Source organism: Halopseudomonas pertucinogena, assembly GCF_014646575.1.
GTDB lineage: Bacteria > Pseudomonadota > Gammaproteobacteria > Pseudomonadales > Pseudomonadaceae > Halopseudomonas > Halopseudomonas pertucinogena.
On sequence record NZ_BMNN01000001.1, the window covers coordinates 432204 to 454347 of the forward strand.

19 protein-coding genes are annotated in these 22144 nt (G+C 58.1%); 14 read left to right on the forward strand and 5 right to left on the reverse strand.

The features are described from left to right. Positions 1–61 precede the first annotated feature (61 nt). The 14 genes from IEW63_RS02030 to IEW63_RS02090 all read left to right on the forward strand — a co-directional run bounded on the left by IEW63_RS02030 (position 62) and on the right by IEW63_RS02090 (position 15742). Positions 62–985, forward strand: a complete 924-nt coding sequence (locus tag IEW63_RS02030) for a branched-chain amino acid transaminase (RefSeq protein WP_188634920.1) — start codon at positions 62–64, stop codon at positions 983–985. A 221-nt stretch (positions 986–1206) separates the two neighbouring features. Beyond that, the gene (waaF, locus tag IEW63_RS02035) at positions 1207–2253 is read left to right on the forward strand and encodes a lipopolysaccharide heptosyltransferase II (RefSeq protein WP_188634921.1); all 1047 of its coding nucleotides are present in this window, start codon (positions 1207–1209) and stop codon (positions 2251–2253) included. Positions 2254–2256: 3 nt separating this feature from the next. Then, the gene (gene waaC, locus IEW63_RS02040) at positions 2257–3318 is read left to right on the forward strand and encodes a lipopolysaccharide heptosyltransferase I (protein WP_188634922.1); all 1062 of its coding nucleotides are present in this window, start codon (positions 2257–2259) and stop codon (positions 3316–3318) included. Further along, positions 3315–4064, forward strand: a complete 750-nt coding sequence (locus IEW63_RS02045) for a lipopolysaccharide kinase InaA family protein (RefSeq protein ID WP_188634923.1) — start codon at positions 3315–3317, stop codon at positions 4062–4064. The genes waaC and IEW63_RS02045 overlap by 4 nt, the downstream gene beginning before the upstream one ends. Before the next feature lie 55 nt (positions 4065–4119). Further along, entirely contained in the window at positions 4120–6351 is a 2232-nt protein-coding gene (locus tag IEW63_RS02050; protein ID WP_188634924.1) for a lipopolysaccharide kinase InaA family protein, read from the forward strand. 35 nt (positions 6352–6386) lie between these two features. Next, positions 6387–7508, forward strand: coding sequence for a glycosyltransferase family 4 protein (locus tag IEW63_RS02055; RefSeq protein WP_188634925.1), 1122 nt, complete (start codon positions 6387–6389; stop codon positions 7506–7508). Beyond that, positions 7505–8341 (forward strand): lipopolysaccharide core heptose(I) kinase RfaP, encoded by an 837-nt coding sequence (rfaP, locus tag IEW63_RS02060; protein ID WP_188634926.1) that lies wholly within the window; start codon positions 7505–7507, stop codon positions 8339–8341. Before IEW63_RS02055 ends, rfaP begins: the two co-directional genes overlap by 4 nt. Beyond that, positions 8338–9138 carry a lipopolysaccharide kinase InaA family protein gene (locus IEW63_RS02065; protein ID WP_188634927.1) on the forward strand — a complete coding sequence of 267 codons (801 nt, stop codon included), beginning with the start codon at positions 8338–8340 and terminating at the stop codon, positions 9136–9138. The genes rfaP and IEW63_RS02065 overlap by 4 nt, the downstream gene beginning before the upstream one ends. Further along, on the forward strand, positions 9135–10559 hold the full coding sequence (locus tag IEW63_RS02070; protein WP_188634928.1) for a lipopolysaccharide kinase InaA family protein: 1425 nt from the start codon (positions 9135–9137) through the stop codon (positions 10557–10559). The genes IEW63_RS02065 and IEW63_RS02070 overlap by 4 nt, the downstream gene beginning before the upstream one ends. A gap of 116 nt (positions 10560–10675) precedes the next feature. Then, positions 10676–12415 carry a carbamoyltransferase family protein gene (locus tag IEW63_RS02075; RefSeq protein WP_188634929.1) on the forward strand — a complete coding sequence of 580 codons (1740 nt, stop codon included), beginning with the start codon at positions 10676–10678 and terminating at the stop codon, positions 12413–12415. Between the two features lie 26 nt (positions 12416–12441). Continuing rightward, entirely contained in the window at positions 12442–13332 is an 891-nt protein-coding gene (locus IEW63_RS02080; protein ID WP_229710285.1) for a glycosyltransferase family 2 protein, read from the forward strand. A 55-nt stretch (positions 13333–13387) separates the two neighbouring features. Further along, a complete protein-coding gene (locus IEW63_RS14595; protein ID WP_229710286.1) occupies positions 13388–13843 on the forward strand; it encodes a glycosyltransferase family 4 protein in 456 nt (151 codons plus the stop codon). Beyond that, positions 13824–14531, forward strand: coding sequence for a glycosyltransferase (locus tag IEW63_RS14600; protein WP_229710287.1), 708 nt, complete (start codon positions 13824–13826; stop codon positions 14529–14531). The genes IEW63_RS14595 and IEW63_RS14600 overlap by 20 nt, the downstream gene beginning before the upstream one ends. Positions 14532–14542: 11 nt before the next feature. Then, positions 14543–15742: an O-antigen ligase family protein gene (locus tag IEW63_RS02090; protein ID WP_188634931.1), complete on the forward strand. Its 1200-nt coding sequence runs from the start codon at positions 14543–14545 to the stop codon at positions 15740–15742. Between the two features lie 228 nt (positions 15743–15970). On the opposite strand, the gene IEW63_RS02095 is transcribed toward IEW63_RS02090, so the two are convergent. From IEW63_RS02095 to IEW63_RS02115, 5 genes are read right to left on the reverse strand one after another with little or no spacing between them, the layout of a single operon-like run. After that, positions 15971–16996, reverse strand: coding sequence for a glycosyltransferase family 2 protein (locus IEW63_RS02095; RefSeq protein ID WP_188634932.1), 1026 nt, complete (start codon positions 16994–16996; stop codon positions 15971–15973). After that, positions 16993–19737, reverse strand: coding sequence for a CDP-glycerol glycerophosphotransferase family protein (locus tag IEW63_RS02100; RefSeq protein WP_188634933.1), 2745 nt, complete (start codon positions 19735–19737; stop codon positions 16993–16995). Before IEW63_RS02100 ends, IEW63_RS02095 begins: the two co-directional genes overlap by 4 nt. A gap of 15 nt (positions 19738–19752) precedes the next feature. Continuing rightward, positions 19753–20214, reverse strand: a complete 462-nt coding sequence (locus IEW63_RS02105) for an adenylyltransferase/cytidyltransferase family protein (RefSeq protein WP_188634934.1) — start codon at positions 20212–20214, stop codon at positions 19753–19755. A gap of 20 nt (positions 20215–20234) precedes the next feature. Further along, complete coding sequence (locus IEW63_RS02110) at positions 20235–20996, reverse strand: hypothetical protein (RefSeq protein WP_188634935.1); 762 nt, start codon at positions 20994–20996, stop codon at positions 20235–20237. Positions 20997–21001: 5 nt separating this feature from the next. Continuing rightward, positions 21002–22114, reverse strand: coding sequence for a LicD family protein (locus IEW63_RS02115; protein WP_188634936.1), 1113 nt, complete (start codon positions 22112–22114; stop codon positions 21002–21004). Between the last annotated feature and the right edge of the window lie 30 nt (positions 22115–22144).

Below are 22144 nucleotides of genomic sequence, written 5' to 3' on the forward strand. Positions count from 1 at the left end.
AGGGCAGGCGACAGCGCCTGCAGCTGAAGAACAGATAGATACAGATATGGAGCTGGTTGTTATGTCGATGGCTGATCGTGATGGTGTTATCTGGTTTGATGGGAAAATGGTTCCGTGGCGCGAGGCCAACGTACATGTGCTGACCCACTCGCTGCACTATGGCATGGGTGTATTCGAAGGCGTGCGTGCCTACAACACCGATCAGGGCACGGCGATCTTCCGCCTGCAGGCGCACACGGACCGGCTGTTTGACTCCGCCCACATCATGGGCATGAAAATCCCCTACACCAAGGAAGAGATCAACGAAGCCTGCCGCGCCGCGGTACGCGAGAACAACCTGGAAACCGCCTACATCCGCCCGCTGGCCTTCTACGGCTCCGAAGGCATGGGCATTCGCGCCGACAACCTGAAGGTGCACGTCGTGGTTGCCGCCTGGTACTGGGGCGCCTACATGGGCGAGGAGGCACTGCAGCAGGGCATTCGCATCCGCACCAGCTCCTTCACCCGTCACCACGTCAACATCACCATGACCCGCGCCAAGTCCAGCGGCGCCTACATGAACTCCATGCTGGCCCTGCAGGAAGCGGTCTCCGCCGGCGCCGACGAGGCCCTGCTGCTGGACCCGGAAGGCTACGTGGCCGAAGGCTCCGGTGAGAACGTATTCATCGTCAAGGACGGCACCATCTACACCCCGGAAGTTACCGCCTGCCTGAACGGCATCACCCGGGCGACCATCCTCACGCTGGCCGGCGAGATGGGCATTCCGGTAGTGGAGAAGCGCATCACCCGTGACGAGGTGTACATCGCCGACGAAGCCTTCTTCACAGGCACCGCCGCCGAAGTGACCCCGATCCGCGAAGTGGACTGCCGTCAGATCGGCATCGGCCGCCGCGGGCCGATCACCGAGAAACTGCAGAAGGCCTACTTCGACCTGGTCAACGGCAAGAACGCCGCCTACGGCGAATGGCTGACCCTGGTCAAATAAGTCGCTGAGACAGGCGGGCCGCGCCCTGTCGGATACGGCCACGGCTCCCCACAGGAACACGGCGAGCCCCCCTTGTAGGAGCCGCGACCCCGCGGCGATAGCGTCCGCAGGACGCCGGCTCCTCACAGGAACACGGCGCGCCACCCGTAGGAGCCGCGACCTCGCGGCGATAGCGTCCGAAGGACGCCGGTGCAAGATACCACCGGGAAAAGGGTAACTTGATGAAAGTGTTGATTATCGGCCCCAGCTGGGTGGGCGACATGGTCATGGCACAGACACTGTTTGCCTGCCTGAAGCTGCGCCATGGCGCCGATTGCCAGATCGATGTACTGGCCCCCGAATGGAGCCGACCGATTCTCGAGCGCATGCCCGAGGTCAGTCAGGCACTGAGCTTCCCCCTCGGCCACGGCGTGCTGGACATCGCCACCCGCCGGCGCATCGGCAAGCAGCTGAGCGGCCGGTACGATCAGGCCATCCTGCTGCCCAACTCCCTCAAGTCCGCCCTGGTGCCGTTCTTCGCCGGCATCGCCCAGCGCACCGGCTGGCGCGGCGAAATGCGCTACGGGCTGCTCAACGATATCCGGGTGCTGGACAAGGACCGCTACCCGCTGATGATCGAGCGCTTCATGGCGCTGGCCTTTGAGCCCGGCTATCAGCTGACGCGCCCCTATCCCCGTCCGGGTCTGCAGATCGACCCGGCCAGCCGGGACGCCGCGGTACAGCGGTTTGGGCTCGAGCTCGACCGACCGGTCCTGGTGCTGTGCCCAGGCGCCGAGTTCGGCGAGGCCAAGCGCTGGCCGTCGGAGCACTACGCTGCGGTAGCGGACGAGAAGATACGCCACGGCTGGCAGGTTTGGCTGTTTGGTTCGAAGAAGGACCACCCCGTGGGCGAACAGATCCGTGAACGCCTGCGCCCCGGTCTGCGTGAGGAATCGGTCAACCTCGCCGGCGAAACCAGCCTGGCCGAGGCGATCGACCTGATGTCCTGCGCGTCGGCCGTGGTCAGCAACGACTCGGGCCTCATGCATGTGGCCGCCGCGCTCGACCGGCCGCTGGTGGCCGTCTACGGCTCCACTTCCCCCGACTTCACCCCTCCGCTGGCGGAGCAGGTGGAAATCGTGCGCCTCGGGCTGGACTGCAGCCCATGTTTCGACCGTACCTGTCGCTTCGGGCACTACAACTGCCTTCGAGACCTCGAGCCCAAGCGGGTCCTTGATGCGCTGGACCGGCTGGTGGGTGACCCCCTGGCTGATCCCTTTCCGGACTGATTCATGCGCGTTCTGCTGATCAAGACTTCATCCCTTGGCGATGTCATCCACACACTCCCTGCGCTGACCGATGCGCAGGCAGCGATTCCTGGCATCCGCTTCGACTGGGTGGTGGAAGAGGGCTTCGCCGAGATCCCGGTCTGGCATCCTGCGGTGGCGGAGGTTATCCCTGTGGCCATCCGCCGCTGGCGCAAGAGCCCATTACAGACCCTGCGCAGCGGCGCCTGGAAGCGCTTCCGTCAGCGCATTCATGCCCACAGGTATGACCTGATCATCGATGCCCAGGGGCTGCTCAAGAGCGCAGTGCTGACCCTCGGTCTCAAGTCCCCGGTGGTCGGGCTGGACAAGGCATCGATTCGCGAACCCCTGGCCAGCCGCTTCTATGATCAACATGTAAGCGTGCCCCGGGATCAGCACGCGGTGGAGCGGGTACGCCAGCTGTTTGCCCGGGCGCTGGGCTATGAGTTGCCGGAGCGTATCGGTGACTATGGCCTGAACCGCGCCTGGCTGGCCGGCGATCAGGCTGGCGGGGACTATCTGATCTTTCTGCATGGCACCACCTGGGTCACCAAACACTGGCCGGAGCTGTACTGGCGCCGGCTGGCGGAGCTGGCGGCAGAGCAGGGGATGGAAGTGCGCCTGCCCTGGGGCAACGACTCAGAAAAAGCCCGAGCCCAGAGGATCGCCGACGGGCTGCCCGGCGTGCATGTGCTGCCGAAGCTGTCCCTGGCCGGCATGGCCGCGATTCTTGCCGGTGCCCGTGGCTGTGTCGCGGTGGATACCGGCCTGGGACATCTCGCCGCCGCGCTGGATGTGCCCACCATCTCCCTCTATGGCCCTACAAATCCAGGCTGGAGCGGGGCTTATGGCCGCGGTCAGCTGCACCTGGCCAGTGACTTTCCCTGCGCTCCCTGTATGAGCAGAAAATGCAAGTATGAACCCACCCGCGAAGACGCCAGGCAGTTCGATCTGCGCCAGGAGTTGCCGCTGTGCTTTAGCCGGTTGCAGCCGGAGCGGGTGATGGACGATCTGCAGCAGTTGCTGCAGCAGGCGACGGCCCCATGACCTGGACGCTTGATCCTCAATACGCAGGCGGCCCGACAGGAAAAGCCTTCGCCGACCTTGATGCGGTATTTGCCCTGCAGGGCAAGCAGATCACCCAGGACTCGATAAGTGAAGTGATCTATGTCCGGATCGCGGATCGTGGCTACTACGTGAAGCGTTATACCGCCGAGGGCGGCTGGCTGCGCCGCCTGATCGGGCGGCCGAGGATAAAGGGGGAGTGGCGCAATCTGCTGTTGTTCCGTGGGTGGGGCATCCGGACCGCCCCTGTTGTGGGGTACGGCATGGAGCGGCGCTGGGGTGCATTTCACAGAGGGGCCATGATCACCGAGGAAGTGTACGGCACCCAGGATCTCGCCCGGCTTGCCGCCAATCACGACCCACGGCTGCGCAACCCTGACTGGCTGCGGCAGGTCATGCGGCAGGTAGCCGACGCCACGCGGTTGATGCACGAGCGTCGCTTCGCCCATAACGACCTCAAGTGGCGCAATATTCTGGTGGACGATCAGCCATCTCCCCGCATCTACATGATCGATTGCCCCACCGGCACCTTCTGGTGGGGGCCGCTTCTCGAACACCGCAAGAACAAGGATCTTGCCTGCCTGGACAAGCTGGGCAAGTCGGCGTTGAGCAGAACCCAGCGGCTGCGTTTCTATCTGATGTACACCGGCAAGCCGCGGCTGGAGCAGGAAGACCGAAACCGCATCCGGCTGGTTCTGGGGCATATGGCCAGGCGCCCGCATAAATAACGGGACGGTGTTATCATGGCACCGATTTTTCCCCCGTTAATTTATGTTGGAAAGCATGACCCCTGACCCTAATGGTGTGTACACCCGCAACCGTTTCTATATTGACTGCCTGGCGTACCTGTTGAAGGGCGGCCTGCGCTTGCGCGGTGGTCATCAACCGCAGCAGGGCGTACTGGTGCCGCCGGATTATTCCGGTATCTGCGTGGCGAGCCAGGAGGATCCGGAAGCGGATGCCACCATCATCGGTTACCTCAACGAACTGGGTATCCGGCACGTGCGCATGGACTTTACCTACGACTCGATGGATGGGCACGGTAGCCGTTTCCTCAGTAGCCTGCTGGGTGAAGGCTTTCAGGTATTGCTGCGCCTGCTGCCGCCGCCTGCCGAGGCCAGGCGCATGGGTGAGCCGGCGGTACAGCAACGCTGGAAGGAATTTGTTGCCGAGGTGCTGGGGCAATTCGGCAGCCGGCTGGAAGCGGTGGAGATCGGCAACGTGGTCAATCGTCGGCGCTGGTCGGGCTACCGGTCCGTTGATGACTTCATGACGGCCTGGTCGCTGGCCTCGCAGCAGGTGCGCGCCCACGGGGTGGTGCTGGCCGGACCGAACGTGACGGATTTCGAGCCGCCCTACAACTATGCCTTCCTCAAGGCGATGGGCCGGCGCGGGGAGCTGCCGGATATCCATACCAACAACCTGTTTGTCGAGCGGGTCATCCGCCCCGAGGCCTTTGATCACCGGGTCGCGGGGCGCTGGATGACCCAGCTGCTCAAGCTCAATCTGGTCAAGAAGGCCCGGGTGCTCGGGCGCCTGAGCGACAGCTTCGGAATCGGCAAGACCTACTCCACCACGGCCTTCTGGACCCTGCCGCGGATTCGCCGGCGCCTGGCCGACGGCGAGGAGAAGCAGGCGGACTACCTGACCCGGTACATGATTCTGACAGCGGCTTCCGGTGGTCTGCAGCGTGCCTACTGGGGCCCCCTGGTGAGCCAGCGGGAAGGGCTGGTGGATGACGGCACCGGACAACCCGCTGCCCACGAACTGGTGGGGCGCTACACGCAGAACAACGGCTGCTGGCGAAACTATGTCCGGCGTCCGGCGTTTTCGGCGATGGCCACGTTCAATCGGCTGATACCGGGCACACGCTATCTCGGGGAGGTGCCCACCGGCAACGGTCTGCACATCCACCGTTTTGCCAATGACGAAAGGCAGGTGCATGTGGTCTGGGCTACCGACAGCCAGGCCGCCATGCTGGGGGACATTTATACCGCCGAAGATCTCGAGCAGGCGCAGGTGTTCGATCACGTCGCCGGGCAGCTTGACGGCGTGACAGGCCTGGCCACCGAAGTACCCGTCTATCTGTGCTGGCCGGCCGCACGGGGCGTTCCGATCAACTCGGCGGCGCGGGTGATGCCCGGCCTGGCCGTGCATGCCAACCGCTCCGGCGGCCGGCATTACTATTACCGGGACGAGAAATGGCACGGCATGGTGTTCGCCGCCAGTCGTGCCGAGGCGGATCGACTGATTGAAGTATCGCATCCCGACCAGGTAGCACCCCCGGGCGGCGACAACGTCCTGCGCAAGGCGCGGAACGTTATCTGGTCAGTTGACGACCCGATCCACCCCGAACGCAGGCTGGCGGTGAAGAAGCCCAATCGGCTGAAGTGGAACAAGAAGATCGTCGACCACTTCAAGCCCACCAAGGGCGTGCGCAGCTGGAGCGGCGCCAACCAGCTGCGACGCAGAGGGATTGATTCCCCCGATCCGGTGGCCTGGTTCGAATGTCATACGCGCAAGGACACGCTCAACAACTGGTACGTCTGTGCCCATGCCGGGAGTATCCCGTCGGTGCGTGACTTCTTCGAGCACTTCGCCCGCGGCGGGACCGAGTTCCACGGCATCGCTCGGAACGACCTGTTCCAGGCGCTCAGTAACTTCCTGCTGCGCATGCACGGGCAGGGCGTCTTCTTCCGTGACCTGGCGGGTGGGAACATCCTGGTGCAGATTGGTGATGACAAGTCCCTGAACTTCACGCTCATCGATACAGCACGGGCCCGCTTCTACAACAGGCCCGCCTCCATCGGCAAGCGCCTCTCCGACCTCAAGCGAACCTGCTACAAGCTCGACTGGGCGGGCAGGGAGGTCTTCATGGGCATGTATCTGCAGGCACTTGGGCGGTCGTTCAGCTGGCCATACCGTGTGCCCTTCCACTACTTTGACTGGAAGGCGAGAACCAAGAGACGGCTCAAGGGAAAACACAAGCGCCCACGGACCAGAGCGGCCGGCTGATCCGGCCAACCGCCCAACTGACGACGAGAGTCCCGATGCAACTGGCATTTCTGCTCTACAAGTACTTTCCCTTTGGTGGATTGCAGCGCGACTTCCTGCGCATTGCGCAGGTCTGCCAGCAGCGTGGCCATGACATCCGTGTCTACACCATGGGGTGGGAAGGAGAGCAGCCGGCGGGTTTCGACATACGCATCGTCAAGGTCCGGGCTTTTACCAGCCAGGGGCGCAATGAGAAGTTTGTTGCCCGTGTCCAGGCCGATCTCGAGCGCCATCCGGTGGACAGGGTAGTCGGCTTCAACAAGCTGCCGGGGCTGGACGTCTACTACGCCGCCGATGGCTGCTATGAAGACAAGGCGCAGAACCAGCGCAGCTGGTTCTATCAGTTCGGTCCGCGCTACCGCCATTTTTCAGCCTATGAGCGCGCCGTGTTCGCTCCCGAGGGGCGCACTGAGATTCTCATGATCTCGGAGCGGCAATTGCCGCTGTTCATGAAGCATTACCGCACCCCGGTGGAGCGCTTTCACATGTTGCCGCCGGGTATTGCCGAAGACCGCCGAGCGCCGGCCAATGCGGCCGACATCCGAGCGGGGCTGCGCAACGAGTTCGAGCTGAAGGCGGATGACCTGCTGTTGGTGCAGATCGGTTCGGGCTTCAAGACCAAAGGCCTGGACCGCACCCTGGATGCGGTTGCCGCGCTGCCTGGGCCGCTGCGCCAGCGTACCCAGCTGATCGTCATTGGCTCCGATGACCCTTCTCCCTTTCTGCGTCAGGCCCGTTCCCTGGGTATTGCGGACAGGGTTCGCATTCTGCAGGGGCGCAGCGATGTGCCGCGTTTTCTGCTCGGAGCGGATCTGCTGATCCACCCCGCCTACAACGAGAACACCGGCACCGTACTGCTGGAAGCGCTGGTAGCCGGCCTGCCGGTGTTGACCACAGCTGCCTGTGGCTACGCACACTACATCGAGGAAGCGGATTGCGGCCTGGTGGTCCCCGAGCCCTTCTCCCAGGGCACGCTCAATGAATGGCTGATGCGCATTCTCGAAGACCCGGACACGCGCCGGGAATGGCAACAGAACGCATTGGAGTATGCCGAGCACGGCGATCTCTACAGCATGCCCGAGCGGGCCGCCGATGTGATTCTGGGAGACCTGGCATGACGCTGGTGGTGCACGAACCCTTCAAGTCCCTGTGGGCCGGGCGGGACGCCTTCATCGAGGTGGAGCGTCTGCAGGGCGAGGTGTTTCGGGAATTGGAAGCCCGGCGTACCCTTCGCACAGAGGTGGACGGTCGGGGCTACTTCGTAAAGATCCACCGCGGCGTGGGCTGGGGCGAGATCTTCAAGAACTGGTTGACCCTCAAGCGCCCGGTGCTGGGTGCGGACCAGGAATGGGAAGCCATCGCTGCGCTGACCGCGGCCGGCGTCCCCACCATGACAGCCGTAGCCTACGGAGAGCGTGGAGCCAACCCGGCGCAGCGCCATTCGTTCATCATCACCGAGGAGCTGGCGCCGACCATCAGTCTGGAGGACTACACCCGGGACTGGCTACATCACCCACCGCAACCCGCGTTGAAGCGGGCGCTGATCAACCGGGTGGCGGAAATGACCGGGCGCATGCACCGGGCGGGCGTCAATCATCGTGACTGCTACATCTGCCATTTCCTGCTGCACACCGACACGCCACCCACGCCGGACGATCTCAGATTGTCGCTGATCGACCTGCATCGCGCCCAGGTCCGCGATGCCGTGCCGCGGCGCTGGCGTGACAAGGATCTGAGCGGCCTGTATTTCTCGGCACTGAATATCGGCCTGACCGAGCGCGACAAGCTGCGCTTTCTGCGAACCTATTTCCAACGTCCGCTGCGCCAGATCCTGTCGGAAGAGACGCGCTTGCTGCACATGCTGCAGCGCAAGGCAGCGAAATTGCAGCAGCGTTTCGAGCGCAAATACGCACCGGATGCCGATGCCTCATACTTCGAGGGAAGGGAATGACCCGATCATTGGAATTTGTGGCGACGGATGCACTGGATATTCTTCAACGACATGGGCTGGACAGCTTTGAAGCCCTCTGGCAGATCGAAGCCGAGCTCGTGGACGAGCCGAACGCTGCCCGCGGAGGACGCAGCAGCGTGGGGCGGCTGGAGCTGGAGGATGCCAATGGTCGGTCACATGTGTTCTATCTCAAGCGCCAGGCCAACTACCTGATCCGCCATCTGCGGCGGCCGCTGGGCCAGACCACGGCAGGGCGTGAATTTTTCAATATCCAGCGCTTTGCCCAGTTGGGCATCCCTGCGCTTGATGCAGCCTGTTTCGGCGAGCGCCGCCAGGGTCGCTACCGCCAGGCGCTGCTGTTGACTCGCGGGCTGGAAGGCTATCGGCCTCTGGATTCGTGGTTCGAAGACTGGCCCACACTGGGTTACCGCCTGCAGAATGATCTGCTGATCGCCGCCGCCACTCTGGTGAAGCGGCTGCACAACCAGGGCATCGTGCACAACTGTCTGTATCCCAAACACATTTTCCTCAGGCAGCGGGATGACGGCATAGGTGCAAGATTGATCGATCTGGAAAAGTGCCGTGCCCATATCTTCTCGCCCTGGGGCAGGATGCGTGACCTTGACGCGCTGAACCGGCGCAGCCTGGCTCCGCGGCGAACCCAGCGGCTGCGCTTTATGCTGCTGTATCTCGACAAGCCCCGGGTGGACGCCGAGGTGCGCTATTGGATTAACCGCGTGGAACGGCGTTCGTCGAAAAAACGCATGCGGCACGAGGCCGGAGGGAGGCAGTCATGAGCAGCGTGACGGCGCGCCTCAGAAGCATGGGGCGCGAGCCGGAGGCGAATCTGGTTCTACCACTCGGGCAGGGGGAGGAGCTGGAGGTTCTTCAATGGTTGCGCATCCTGCCCGGCAAGCGGTTGGTAGGGCAGGGCGTCTGGCAGGGCCAGCAAGTGCTGGCCAAGCTTTTTGTGGCAACGGGTGCGGAGCGCCACTGGCAGCGTGAGTGCGTCGGCATTCAGGCGTTGCAGCGGGCCGGGTTGGCGACGCCGGCATTATTGGCCAGTGGCGAGCTGCCCGGCGGTGGCTACTATCTGCTTACCCAATACCTGCCCGACGCACGCAGCCTGCAGCAGTTGTGGGATCAGCTCGATGACCGGCAACCGGACAGCTCCGCTGCAGAGGCCATACTGCGCCGTGCCCTCGCGCTCATCGGCCGCATGCACCAGCAGGGCCTGCAGCAAAGTGACCTGCATCTTGGCAATTTCCTGCAGGATAACGACGAGCTGTACGTTATCGACGGCGATGCCGTCGAGGTATCCGAGCCCGGACGTCTGCTCCCGGAAAAAACGCGGATCGACAATCTGGGGCTGTTTTTTGCCCAGTTGCTGCCGGAATGGGATCGGCGGATCGCTGACCTGATGACGGATTACATGACGTCTTCTACAGCCCAGGTAGACAGCGCGGAAGTAGGCGTTGCCACCGCCCAGCGACGGCAGAAGCGCCTGCAACAGTTTCTCGACAAGACGTTGCGCGATTGCAGCCAGTTTGCAGTGACGCGGTCCCCCGGCAGATTCATCAGTGTGCTGCGCAGCGAGCAGGAACTGCTGGCCCCGCTGCTGGCGAACCCGGACAGCGCCTTCAATGACCAGCCGCTGCTCAAGGACGGAGGCAGCAGTACGGTAACCCGCGTCGCCCTGGGAGGGCGGGAACTGGTAGTCAAACGTTACAACATCAAGAGCGCCGGCCACTGGTTGAAGCGCTTCTGGCGCCCCAGCCGGGCCTGGCATTCCTGGCTCGCTGGCTGGCGCCTGGTCTTTCTGGGTATCGCCACTCCTAAGCCGCTGGCCATGATCGAACGCCGCATCGGCCCGCTGCGGCGGGAAGCCTGGTTGGTCACGGAGTATTGTCCTGGCAAGAGTCTACTGGAGCACTTGGGTGAAGAGGGCGCGAACATGCCCGATAAGCCAACCGCCGATGCCATGTTGAACCTATTCCAGCAGATGGCCGAAGCGCAGACCAGTCACGGTGACTTCAAGGCCACCAACTTGCTCTGGCATGAGGGGAAGGTGGTATTGATCGATCTGGACGCCATGCAGGCCCATGACAGCACAGACAGCTGGCGCAAGGGATGGCTGCGCGACCGGGCCCGGCTGTTGCGCAACTGGCCGGCAGGCAGCCCTCTGGCAAGGTGGCTGGAGGGAAAGCTTCAGCGGTAGCGGCACGATTCTGATACGGGGCGGAGTATTTCGCCGCCGACCAATGGCGGCGGGGCGGCATAGCGGGGAAGGTCAGTGTAGAATCGCGATTTATTTTGCTGTTAAGAGGCAACTCCGTGGCACTGACTATTCTTGGACTTTCCGGCGCCTTGAGCCATGACCCCTCAGCCGCCTTGTACATTGATGGCAAGCTGATCGCCGCCGTTGAGGAAGAACGCTTCGTGCGTGACAAGCATGCCAAGAACCGCATGCCCTACGAGTCGGCAAAGTTCTGTCTGGAGCAGGCGGGCATCAAGCCGGAGGACGTGGATATCGTCGCCATTCCCTTCGCCCCGATCAGCATCTTCGAGAAAGCCCGCTGGCATTACGCCAAGCGCTACTGGTACGCCCCGGACCGCTCTCTGGATGCCATCTTCATGGGGAATCGGCGCTATTACCGATACAAGAAGCGCATCCAGTGGTGTCTGCAACAGCTCGGTTTCGATCTGAAGAAGGTGAAGATCGAGCCCGTCGAGCACCACCTCGCGCACGCATCCAGTGCCTACCACTGCTCCGGGTTCCAGGAAAAGACCGCCATCCTCGGTATTGATGGCAAGGGTGAATACGCCACCACGTTCTTCGGCTATGGTGAGAACGGCAAGATCCACAAGATCAAGGAATTCTACGATCCGGACTCCCTCGGTGGTCTGTATGGCGCCATTACCGAGTATCTGGGTTTCGATATGCTCGATGGCGAATTCAAGGTCATGGGCATGGCACCCTACGGCGACCCCACCAAGTACGATTTCTCGCGCCTGGCCAAGTTCGAGAACGGCGAGCTGACCATCAATACCGAATACGCCAACGTGATCGGCTTCCGCCGTTACAAGGAGAAGGGCAAGGGTTATTACTTCTCGCCCAAGCTGATCGAATGGCTGGGTCCCAAGCGCGAAGGCGATGTGGCAGACGACCCCTACATCCATTACGCAGCCAGCATCCAGGCGCTGTTCGAGAAACTGGCGCTGGAGATGATGGATTACTACCTGGGCGACATCATTCGTGAGACCGGCAAGATTGCCTTTGCCGGCGGTTGCGCGCTGAACGTCAAACTCAACCAGAAGATCATCGCGCGGGAAGAGGTAAAGGAGCTGTTCGTTCAGCCCGCCGCCAGCGATGCCGGCACGGCCGTTGGCGCGGCTGCCTTTGTCTCGGTGAAGAATGGTGTGCCGGTTGAGAAGATGGAACACGTCTATCTCGGGCCCAGCTACAGCAACGAAGACATTATTGCCGCCTGTGCCAGGCACCCGAACAAGCCCCAGTGGCAGAAAATCGATAACGTGCCCGAGCACATTGCCAGGATCATGGTGGAGGGCAATCCCGTCGCCTGGTTCCAGGGTCGCATGGAGTTCGGCCCACGTGCGCTTGGTGGTCGCTCGATCATCGGTTGCCCCAGCGTGCCCGGCGTTGCCGATCGCATCAACGCGCAGATCAAGTTCCGCGAGCGCTGGCGGCCATTCTGCCCCTCGATGCTTGATACCGTCGCGCCTCAGATGCTCAAGGTGGACCATCCCAGCCCCTTCATGACCTTCACCTTCCAGGTGAAGGAAGGATGGGAGGAGCGCGTGCCTGAAGTTGTTCACGAGGACGGCACATCCCGCGCCCAGGTGCTCGAGCGCCGGCACAATCCGCGCTGGTATGACCTGATGGTGGAGCTGGAGAAGCTCACTGGCAACGGCGTTTCACTCAATACCTCGCTCAACCGCCGGGGTGAGCCCATGGTGTGTTCGCCCACCGACGCCTTGAACATGTTCTACGGATCGGACCTGCAGTACCTGATCATGGAGGATGTGCTGGTGGTGAAGGAGGGTGTGAATTGAGTGCGACGGGAGCGACAAATATACTGTTGAGTATCATCATTCCTGCCTTTAACTATGCGAAGACATTGCCCCGAACGGTGGAGTCGGTAATGCCGCAGTTGGGGGAAGATTGTGAGCTGATCATCATAGATGACGGCTCTACTGACGATACACCCGTTGTTATCGGGGTCCTGCAAGAACGATTCTCCGGGCGCATTCGAAGTGAGCGCAAGCCCAATGGCGGGTCGGCTTCAGTGCGGAATCGGGGTATCGAGCTGGCTCAGGCGGACTGGATGATCTTTCTTGACGCCGACGACGAGCTGGCTGAAGGAGCCGTTGAGCGTATATGCTCCCATTTGCGGACACATCCCGAGACACGCTTTGTGATTGGTGGACACATTTCGGTCAGTCCTGAAGGCAAGCAGAGCCGGCATGTACCTGGGCAACTGCCCGCATTGCCCTTGGCTCGAGTGCAAGCATACCTGCTGGATAAAAAGCTTGCTCTGTCCAATGGTGCCTGCGTCATGCATCGGTCGGTATTCGAGCCTGGCGGTTATCCGGAAGAGTTTCGTAGCGCTGAAGATATTCCGGTGTTTGTCCAAGTATTGGCTAATTATCCGTGCTCCGTCATTGAAGCGCCGTTGGCCTTGATACACAAGCACGACGACAGCCTTCGGCATCAATTCACCTACGCTAATGCCGGGGGGTTGAAGCTGGTGGATGAGGTGTTCTCCCCAAAACGTTTACCGGCGCACTTTCAGATATTGCGCCGCCCTTATACGGTGCAGCGCTGCTTGTCGCTCTTTCGTAGCGCATGGCTTGCAAATGAATCAACGCTCGCCAAACAGTGGTACCGTCAGGCTGTCCTGGCGGATTGGCGGGTCTTATTCCGGTGGTCCTACAGCCGCAAGGCTTTTCGGCTATGGCTGCGCGGATAGGCGCAGCGTTTTGCTTCTGCTTCCCGGAGACACTCTTTTTCAGAATGGTGGTGGTTTGAGTAGCAAAATCAAGGTCTTGCAATTACAGCTGCGTTACAACGTCAACGCTTCAGATCTGGCGGAGCAGGTGATAGCGGGGCTGCCTGATGAAACCTATGAAGTGACCACGGTCTTCCTGCGTGGTGCGCCTGCTCCTGGCGAGCCGGAAAGCAAGGCAGCACATTCCGTGTACTTCAATTGCAGGCAGCGGGATCTCAAAGGCATCCGGCGTTGGCTAGTCATATGGAAGTTGTACAAACTCTGCAAACAATACGCATTTGATGTAGTTATTGCACATCGTTTCAAACCAATCAGCATGATGATGTGGATTGGTCGCTTGCTGAAAGAGCCCGTGTTTATAGGGATCCAACATGGTATTGGTGACTACGATCGGATTTTACGCCGAATTGAAGCAGGTCTTCTAATTACCCCCCCGCTGGAAAATGGTTGGAGTGTCCGATGCTGTCGCTGAGTATCTGAAACGGACCGTCTCTGCTTTCGGGGATGATAATACTCTCGCGATCAACAATGCGATTGACATCGACCAGGCAAGGGCATCAATGCTCCCTCGTGCATCGGCACGAACGGATCTTGGGTTGGCTCCAGACGGAACAATCATCGGCTGTATTGGCAGGCTGGTTCCTGTAAAAGGACATGCTGTCCTGATCAATGCTTTTGCTCGAATCGCATCACGCTACCCGGATGTGTCGGTAGTGATCATTGGGGAAGGGCGTGAGAGGCCGGCGCTTGAAGCACTCATCGCCCGCCATGGCCTTGAACATAGAATCTTGCTCCTGGGTGCACATAACGATGCGCTGAGATACGTCAGGGCTTTCGACATTTTTGCCATGCCCTCTTTCAGTGAAGGGTTGCCCTTGGCATTGCTGGAAGCTCTGGCTGGGGAGAGACCGGTTGTAGGGTCGGATATTCCCAGCATGGCGCCTATTTTGCGCTCTTGCGGTGGCAGCATCTGCCAGCCCGGAGATGACGCCGACATTAGTACGAAGTTGATTGCACTCTTGGAGATTGATTCGGACGAGTTAAAGAAGAAGGGAGCGTTCGGTTATGAGTATTTGTGTAACCAGCATGCAATCGAGGATTTCCAAAAAAACTATCTGAGTTTGATAAATACGATGCTGATTAGCAATCGTGGCGAATGATGGGTGACGGGATGCTGCTTTCTCCTACACGTTGGCGGCAGGGCGCTTCGGTAGAGTGCTATTTCACCTACGCGTTGCTGGCTTTTATCCTGACATTCCTGGCGCTTCCCAGCTCCAAGGCTGTCAACAATTTTTATTACGCCTTCATGGGCTTGCCTGCTTTATGGGTGTTTGTCAGAGGGCGCTGGCAGGCTGTTAGAATCTCTCCGCTATTGGTGCTTTGGGCTGCGTTCCTGCTATGGACGCTACTTGCAATTGTGCAAGTACAGACGCTGCAGTATTTGAAACATTGGCTGTATGTGACGATATTTTGCGCACTGATTCTGCTGCTGGTGGATTATCGCTTTTTCAGGCGTGACCAGATAATCCACGGGTTGTTTTACGCTGTCCTGGCCTATCTAGCACTTAGCACTGTGTACCTCTGGCTTACAGGTGTATATACCCCTGGCGAACGTATCCACATGCCTATGCGACTAACCAGTCCCACCTACGCCAGCATCGTCCTGGTGGCGTTCTTCTCCCTGACCACAGGTATATTGATCAAGCGCCAGAGCTGGTGGCTGTTGGGCCTCTCTACGGCTTCTGTTCTGTTTTTTACGGGGTATATACTACAGAGCCGTGCGGGCGTGCTCGGTGCGGCTATCGTGATGACGTTGGCCTCCGTCTATTTTCTGTGGAATGCGCGACAGTGGGGAGTCCGACTAATTCTGATTCTGGCAGGTCTGGGGCTGGCAATTGGGATGTATTATCTTTTTGAGACCGTCCCTGAATTTGACCGTCTGATTGAGCGGGCCGACGCTGGCCGCTTTGAGTTATGGCAAGCGCATTACCAAGCATTTATTGAGTGCCACACTTTGTTGGGTTGTGCGCCGGTGCACTTCGAAGGTATCACTACCTTCGGTGGACGCCTTCTGGTAGAGCATCCTCATAACGTCCTGTTCTCAGTTCTTCTTTATCATGGCTGGATAGGCCTCATACTCTTTCTGGCGATTCTCTTGCTGAGCTTTCTTGCTGCGTGGCGGCAGCACAATCCGTGGGGACTTTTTCTGTTAGTAAGTCTGTTTATGCTGATGTTTGAAGGCGGGGGGTTGATCAATCACCCAAACGAGCTTTGGTTGCTGGTGTTATTGCCCTGCATATTGATTCTTACAGAGGTGCTGCGGGCTCCGGAAGCTCGCAGCAAATTGTACGGAAACCCCTTTATCGGTTAATAGAGCTGTATAGGGGGCACGCCGCTGATGATGCGTTCTTCTTGCGCTATCAGGTGCCAACGGGCTCCGCGTTTGGCTTTAGTCGCCCGATCATAATAGCTGCGATAGGGCCCGTCCGGCGACAGGCCTGTCTCAGGAGTGCTCTAGCTCGATAGCATGCGTTAGCTCGTCATCGGAATGCAAATCAGCGTTACAGTATGGAAGGCCGAAGCCATCTTCATCTCATAATCAGGTGGTGTCGTTTTTGAGTTTCCGTACCAGTTTTCGCTGGCGGTTGGAGCGGCGACGTTCAAGCTCAAGCACAATAGGCATGCGCAAGAAAAGGGCCCAGCGTTGTAAGGGGCGTATCCGATCGCTACCGATAACTACACGCCAACCGTTATTTTCTGAGATGTATCGAATGAGCTTACGCATCAGTTGCATTCTGTGGCGTTTGTTCAACCTGGTACGCTCGTAGGCTACCAGCAGCCCATGAGCGACACCGCGCTCAATCAATGCATCCGCCCAGTCGCGGTCGCAACCCAGGCGACGACAGCAATCCAGTGCCAGTTGGTACTGGTCGGGCAGCACCATATGGGGTTTCCCTTGCTTTTTAAGGGTCGACGAGGGGTGCTGACGATAAGTATAGAGAACAGCCGGTTCGGTAATGATCCGGTTCGCGGCATAGAGACAGCTGATTGACCAGGGTACGTCCTCGTAGATACCTGAAGGAAAGGAGAGACCGTTAGTGTCCAGTAATGAACGAGAGTAAACCTTGTTCCATGCAACGTTGAAATTGTGAAGTAGCCGCAGCTTCCCCTCAAGGTCGCTGATCGGCGTTCGATTTTCTAGAAGGTCGGAACGCCGGTTATTGGACACTCGCCCGCTCGGATAAAGACGACAGTGGTTAAAAATCGCGAGGTCAGCGCCGGAGCTTTGCATTCTTTGACATAGGGCCAGTAAACCTTCAGGTTGCACTTGGTCATCGGCATCCAGAAAGGCAATATAATCGCCCCTGGCGTGCTCCAATCCGGTGTTTCTAGCCGGGCCGGGCCCCGCCTGATGGCTTGTTACCAGTCGGAGGGGTAGGCCTTCTTCGATATACCCCTTGATCAGTTCGATGCTACCGTCCGAACTGTCGTTATCTACCAGAATCAGCTCCACACTGCCGTCCAGCAGTGATTCGCGAAATGGCAGAACAGCCGATGTCAGAAAGCGCTCAGCATCGCGGAAGGGAATGATGACGCTGAGCAAGCCTTGATTGCGGGTGATCAAGCGGGAACCTCCGTGTAACGCTCTACTTCTTTTGCTTCTGACACATTTGCCTGATCCAGAATTCTTTTCTCTTTCTCATCCAAGAACCTTATCCGCTCAACAACGCGCCGGCAGTTCTGGCCGTCCCGAAAGGCAAAGAAGTTCCTCATTCTTTCGGCGTATTCTGGTTCAGCCTGAAACCGGTTCTTAATCACATCTGAAACCAGTTTTATCATGTCATCCGGAGCGAATCCGACAGGGCCAAATCCGTGCTGATCATAGTCAAAGTAGCCCTTGCGGGTAGTGTGGCCTCCCGAGAATACATACTCTCTATCGAACTGGTAATAAAGTATCGGCTTCTCAAGCAAGGCGAAATCAAATGCTACCGACGAGAAGTCAGTGATCATGAGGTCAGCACTTACCAACAGTTGTTGAATACTAGCTTTCTGCCCGTGGCTGGCTAGTTTCATCCAGCCGACGTCGAAATCATCCAAGTAGGGTTCTAGGTTGGCGTGAGGAAAAAACACAAACTCTACTTCATGGATTTCCGCCAGCTTTTTAAGTCCCGGATGGGCTAGGAAGTTCTTCCACGACTGGTAAAAGTGCGTATCGACAAGCGCCGGATTATAAGCCCGCGCATTGCCTAATCCCAAAGACTCGCCCATTAGACCTTGCCGCCACGTAGGCATGATGATGACAGACCTGCGTTTGTGGGGGGGCTGGGCTTTTGCCAGGGACAGGAGGCGGTCATGCCTTGGAAGCCCTGTGAGGCAAATTTCCTTATGGGTGAACTTATAGGTGCCGCTACTAATCAGAGACTGGAACTCATCGCGGGCAGTGGTGACAAGGCAATGTATCCGTTTTGAGTTGAGCCAGCCTGATAAGTCGTCCTTAATCACACCATGTTGAAGAAAGGTGAACCGGTACTTCACCATGTCCGCGTAGAATTTGGAGGGCAAGACAGAGAAAAGATAATGGTCGGCATGAGAAGAGATCAAATGCGCCGCGTTAAGCAGTGCTACCTTGTGACCGATACTGCCATATTCCAACAGTCTGAACCCGTCACGCTGGAGGCGTGCCCAGTCATGGGACGTCTTGCGCAATACAAACCAAGCATTTATCTCAGGGTGGCTGCGTTGCAGGTATCGATAAAGATGTTCAGCATTGTCATCTGCCTGAACATCTCTATCCATCAATATCCAGGCATCCTGGTATCGCCTGCGCGTAAATGGATGCTGGGCCAGCCGTCTTATGACGCGTTTTTCCCACGGCATACCGGAGCCTGAGAGGGCGCGTTTTTGCACGGAGGATACGAGATCGTGCCATGACACACTCAGACGAGTGCTCCCCCCGACCCTGACAGGTAAAGCAGAGCCCTCCACCTCAATGCTGAGTTCCCCGTTGCCGACAAGACCTACCCAAGCCAGAGTTTCATAAATCAGAGGGGTTTCCACGAATTCAAACATGCGCACCGTCGATGCCGACGGCTGGATGGCTACCCCTCCGACAGTGAATTGGAGATCCCGCTTGGGGGCGGAATGGTAAAAGCCTACCAAAGCCTCACGCTTGACCAAATCAACATCTATGATTCGGGCGTGTGCTTCCTGTGTAGACCTACCTTTGAACAGTGAGATTATTCCAAGCTTTATGTGAGCGGGGATGCCAGCACGTTCGGAGCCGAGAATCAGCTCCTCATCAATTAAGCTAAATACTTCCCGTAAGAGCGAAAAATATTCTGTTCTAAGGTCATTGGGAACTAGCAACCAATTTCTGTGGTTGTTGGTCAATAATTTGAAGTGCCAGGACAAGTCGTAGAGGACCATCAATTGCAACCAAATAGGGACGCCATCTGATCGGCTCTTTTCATTGCGAAGCAGAGGGATGTAGCCGTCACGTATTTGGTCAATATATTTTTCTCTTTTCGTCCAAGCTGTATCAACTAATGAGTTCTTTGCCGATCTTTTCCTGTAAAAGTAGATGGAGTCTGGTGAGAAAAGTACATTAGCCTGCTTGGTGCTAAGTAGGTACTTCGCAATAAATGCGGCGTCCTCAAAGCTTGGCTTCAAGTCGGGGAAGGCTAAGTTCCCCGCAGAGATATTGATACGCCTGAAGAAGCTGGAGGAGGCGGATAGCTTTATATCGCTCAACACATCCTCATGAAATGAAACCAAGCGCGGACCTCTTGAATAACAATAATTTAGAGGGTGACGCTTGTTTATGGATTTGTCGCTTTCAAGGAAAGTGGTTATCTGGCACGCGACCATATCGACTTCCAGGCCAGCCGTGAGGTTCTCATGTAGGACTCGATCTACCGATTCGAAATAGTCGACAGCCAAAAAGTCGTCGGGATCAGTGAAGGTAATCCATTCCTTACTTGCATACTTCAGCCCGGTGTTACGGGCCGCGGCAGGCCCGCCGTTCTCCTGTGTGATTACTTTTATCGAATCGGGATATCGGGCCTCCCATTCACGAGCTTTGGCGAGGGTGCCATCGGTGGAGCCATCGTCAACCAAGATGACCTCAATCGCCTCAATGAAGCCCACCGTCTGTTGAAAGAGAGAAGAAAAAAATTCATCAAGATAGTGCTCTGCACCGTATGCTGCCGTCACGACCGAGTAGCTGTAGTGAGGCCGGTACTTCTGCGGCGCAGGGGTGAATATCAGGCTTTTGGGAAATCCACTCTTTTCTTTCGCCTGCTCACGCTTTAATGCACGCTTCCGCCGGCGGTGCGCGGCGATCAACGACTTCGCTTTATTAATCATGTCTTACCCTGGTAATTAACTAAGATCGCGGCGCAACAGTTCGAGAACGTCGAATGCCTGCTTCAGATCATTCTGTGAGATCGAAAGGAATCGCGTCAGCGATTTCTTCAGGTCGGTTGTCGAGATATTTTTGGTGCGTGGCAGGTATACCACTTCACACAGCTTTTCGAGGAAGTCGAATTCGCCCTTCCAGTCGTTGCCGATGGCGAAGATATCCACGTCGTACTTCTGAATATCGGTAACTTTTTGCTCCCAGGACTCTTCAGGAATCACCAGGTCAACGCAGTCAATCGCGCCTACAATGGCTGCGCGCTGGTCGTAGGGGATGAGCGTTTTCTTCCCTTTCAGCTCGTTGAACTCGTCGGTGGATACGGCCACTATCACTCGGTCACCCATTTCGCTCAGACGACGAAGTAGTTTGAGGTGTCCGATGTGGAACATATCGAAGGTTCCGTAAGTGATCACGGTTTTTGCCATGAAGGGCTCCACTGAGGGTATTAAGGTAGGAGTTTCAGAATGTAAAGGCTTTCAACCGAGAAGCGGTTCAAAGCCTGGAATACCATGCGCGAGACGAGCAGCAGGAAAATAGCGCTGTAAACGCCCATGTCGAAGAAAACCAGCTCCAACGCGAGAACTGCAAACACCGCAAGAAAATTGGCAGAGGAGATGTAATCGATGAACTGCCGACGATGCAGTTTGAGAAAGGTCAACCTGTGGTGATCTTCCGCGTGAAAGGCCTTGCGGTGGAAGAGCCATAGGTTCAGGTACAACAATATCATCCACACTATCGCTATCATCACATCCAGCCACAGCGCGACGGTCACTGATACCAGGATCAATCCGATCTCTGAGAACGCCTTTGACCCGTGGTTATGCAGTCGTTTGAGTTTCGCCGCCGGTATCTTTGTGCCGCTGATGACTAGCTCGGTACTGTTCATCCTGATCAAGTGGTGGTCCACCAGCCAGCGGTAACAGATACCGAGCACCACATACAGTCCGTAGATGACGGGGACCAGGGCGGACAGTACGGTAATGATTTCTCGAAAGCCCATACTCTCTGGGAAAACATCGAAGTAATCGGGTATTTCACCGGAGTGAATGACGATGAACAGCTTCAAAGGGAGGAAGAACGCTATTACCTGGCAGACCCGCGAGACAGCCAGCGCCGCGCAGCCGCCCACAAAGAGCACGGGGTACGTGCGGCAGAAACCGAATATCGCGGCGACAAGTTGCGCCAGGTATGTGTTCAGGGCCTTCATCGAGGCTACGCTGCGTCTTTCTCGAGAATCGGCTGATGCTCGAAACGACGAACGACACGTATCCGCTGACCTTCTGCGCGGATGACGCCCGAACTGATCAATGCCCTGCGCAATTTTTCTGCGTCCCGAGCATTGGTTTCACCGAATACTGCCAGGCGCTTGACGAACAGGGCGACTGACAGGAAGTTTCTCGATGCAACGAGATTGGGAGTCCCCGTCGTACAGTCGAACTCCTTGACCGGCGTACGCCAGGCGCCGTAATTCTCGGTCAGGTAGCGATCGGCATCGGCAGGGGCCTGTACGGTAACGCCCTCCAGCTCCCGTTTCACCAGTGTGAAGGGCGTATTTTCCCAGCGATGAATAATGGAACCGTGCCAGCAACGACCGTTTTCTGTGTGATGGATGAAGATATCGAGGTTAAGGCCGTTCTTGTGAATGAGCTTCATCAGGGCGGGCACCTTTCTCAGGTGCAATTTACCCTGCTTGTCCTGGGTGATCTCGATATGCAGATCTACCTTCTTGGTGGCGAATCGGGGGTAGGCGTCAAGGGCGGTAATGAGGGCATCAATATTGATATCTTCTGCGTTGATTCCGATATCTATATCGTAATCGTGCGCCAGAAAACCGCCTTCGCGATGCAGCCCCAGAAAGGTTCCTGAAATCACATACCAAGGCCACTGAGCCAGCGGCAACGCCTGAGAAAGATCCCGCAGCGCTTCGACCGCATCAGCCTTGGAGAAGTCGTCATCCCGTTCCTTGCGTACCGGTGCAAGGTCCGTTGCAGGCACTGCCAGCGCGCTGAGAGCGGTGTCGGCGGTATCGTAGAAAGCTGATACTTCCTCGTGCATTGCCAGCCCGTTGATTTCATCTTCCAGGCGCGCATGAATATCCGCAGCCATCAGGTACAGATGGTCGGTTGCATAAGCCCAGGGCTTGGCGTTGCTCTTGTATCGCTCAAGAAAGTGCTTGAGAGCCATGCGTTCGGCAGGGCTGGTTTCCATGGTGAAGTCGAAGAACGGATCCTTGAACAGGTCCAGCGCTGGGAGAACATGCCGAGCCAGCCAGGCCGCACGGCGGAAAGCGAGGCGAAAATCATCTTCGACGAACCCGCGGCGCATCAGCCCCGCCAGAGTAGCGGACCGGGTAAA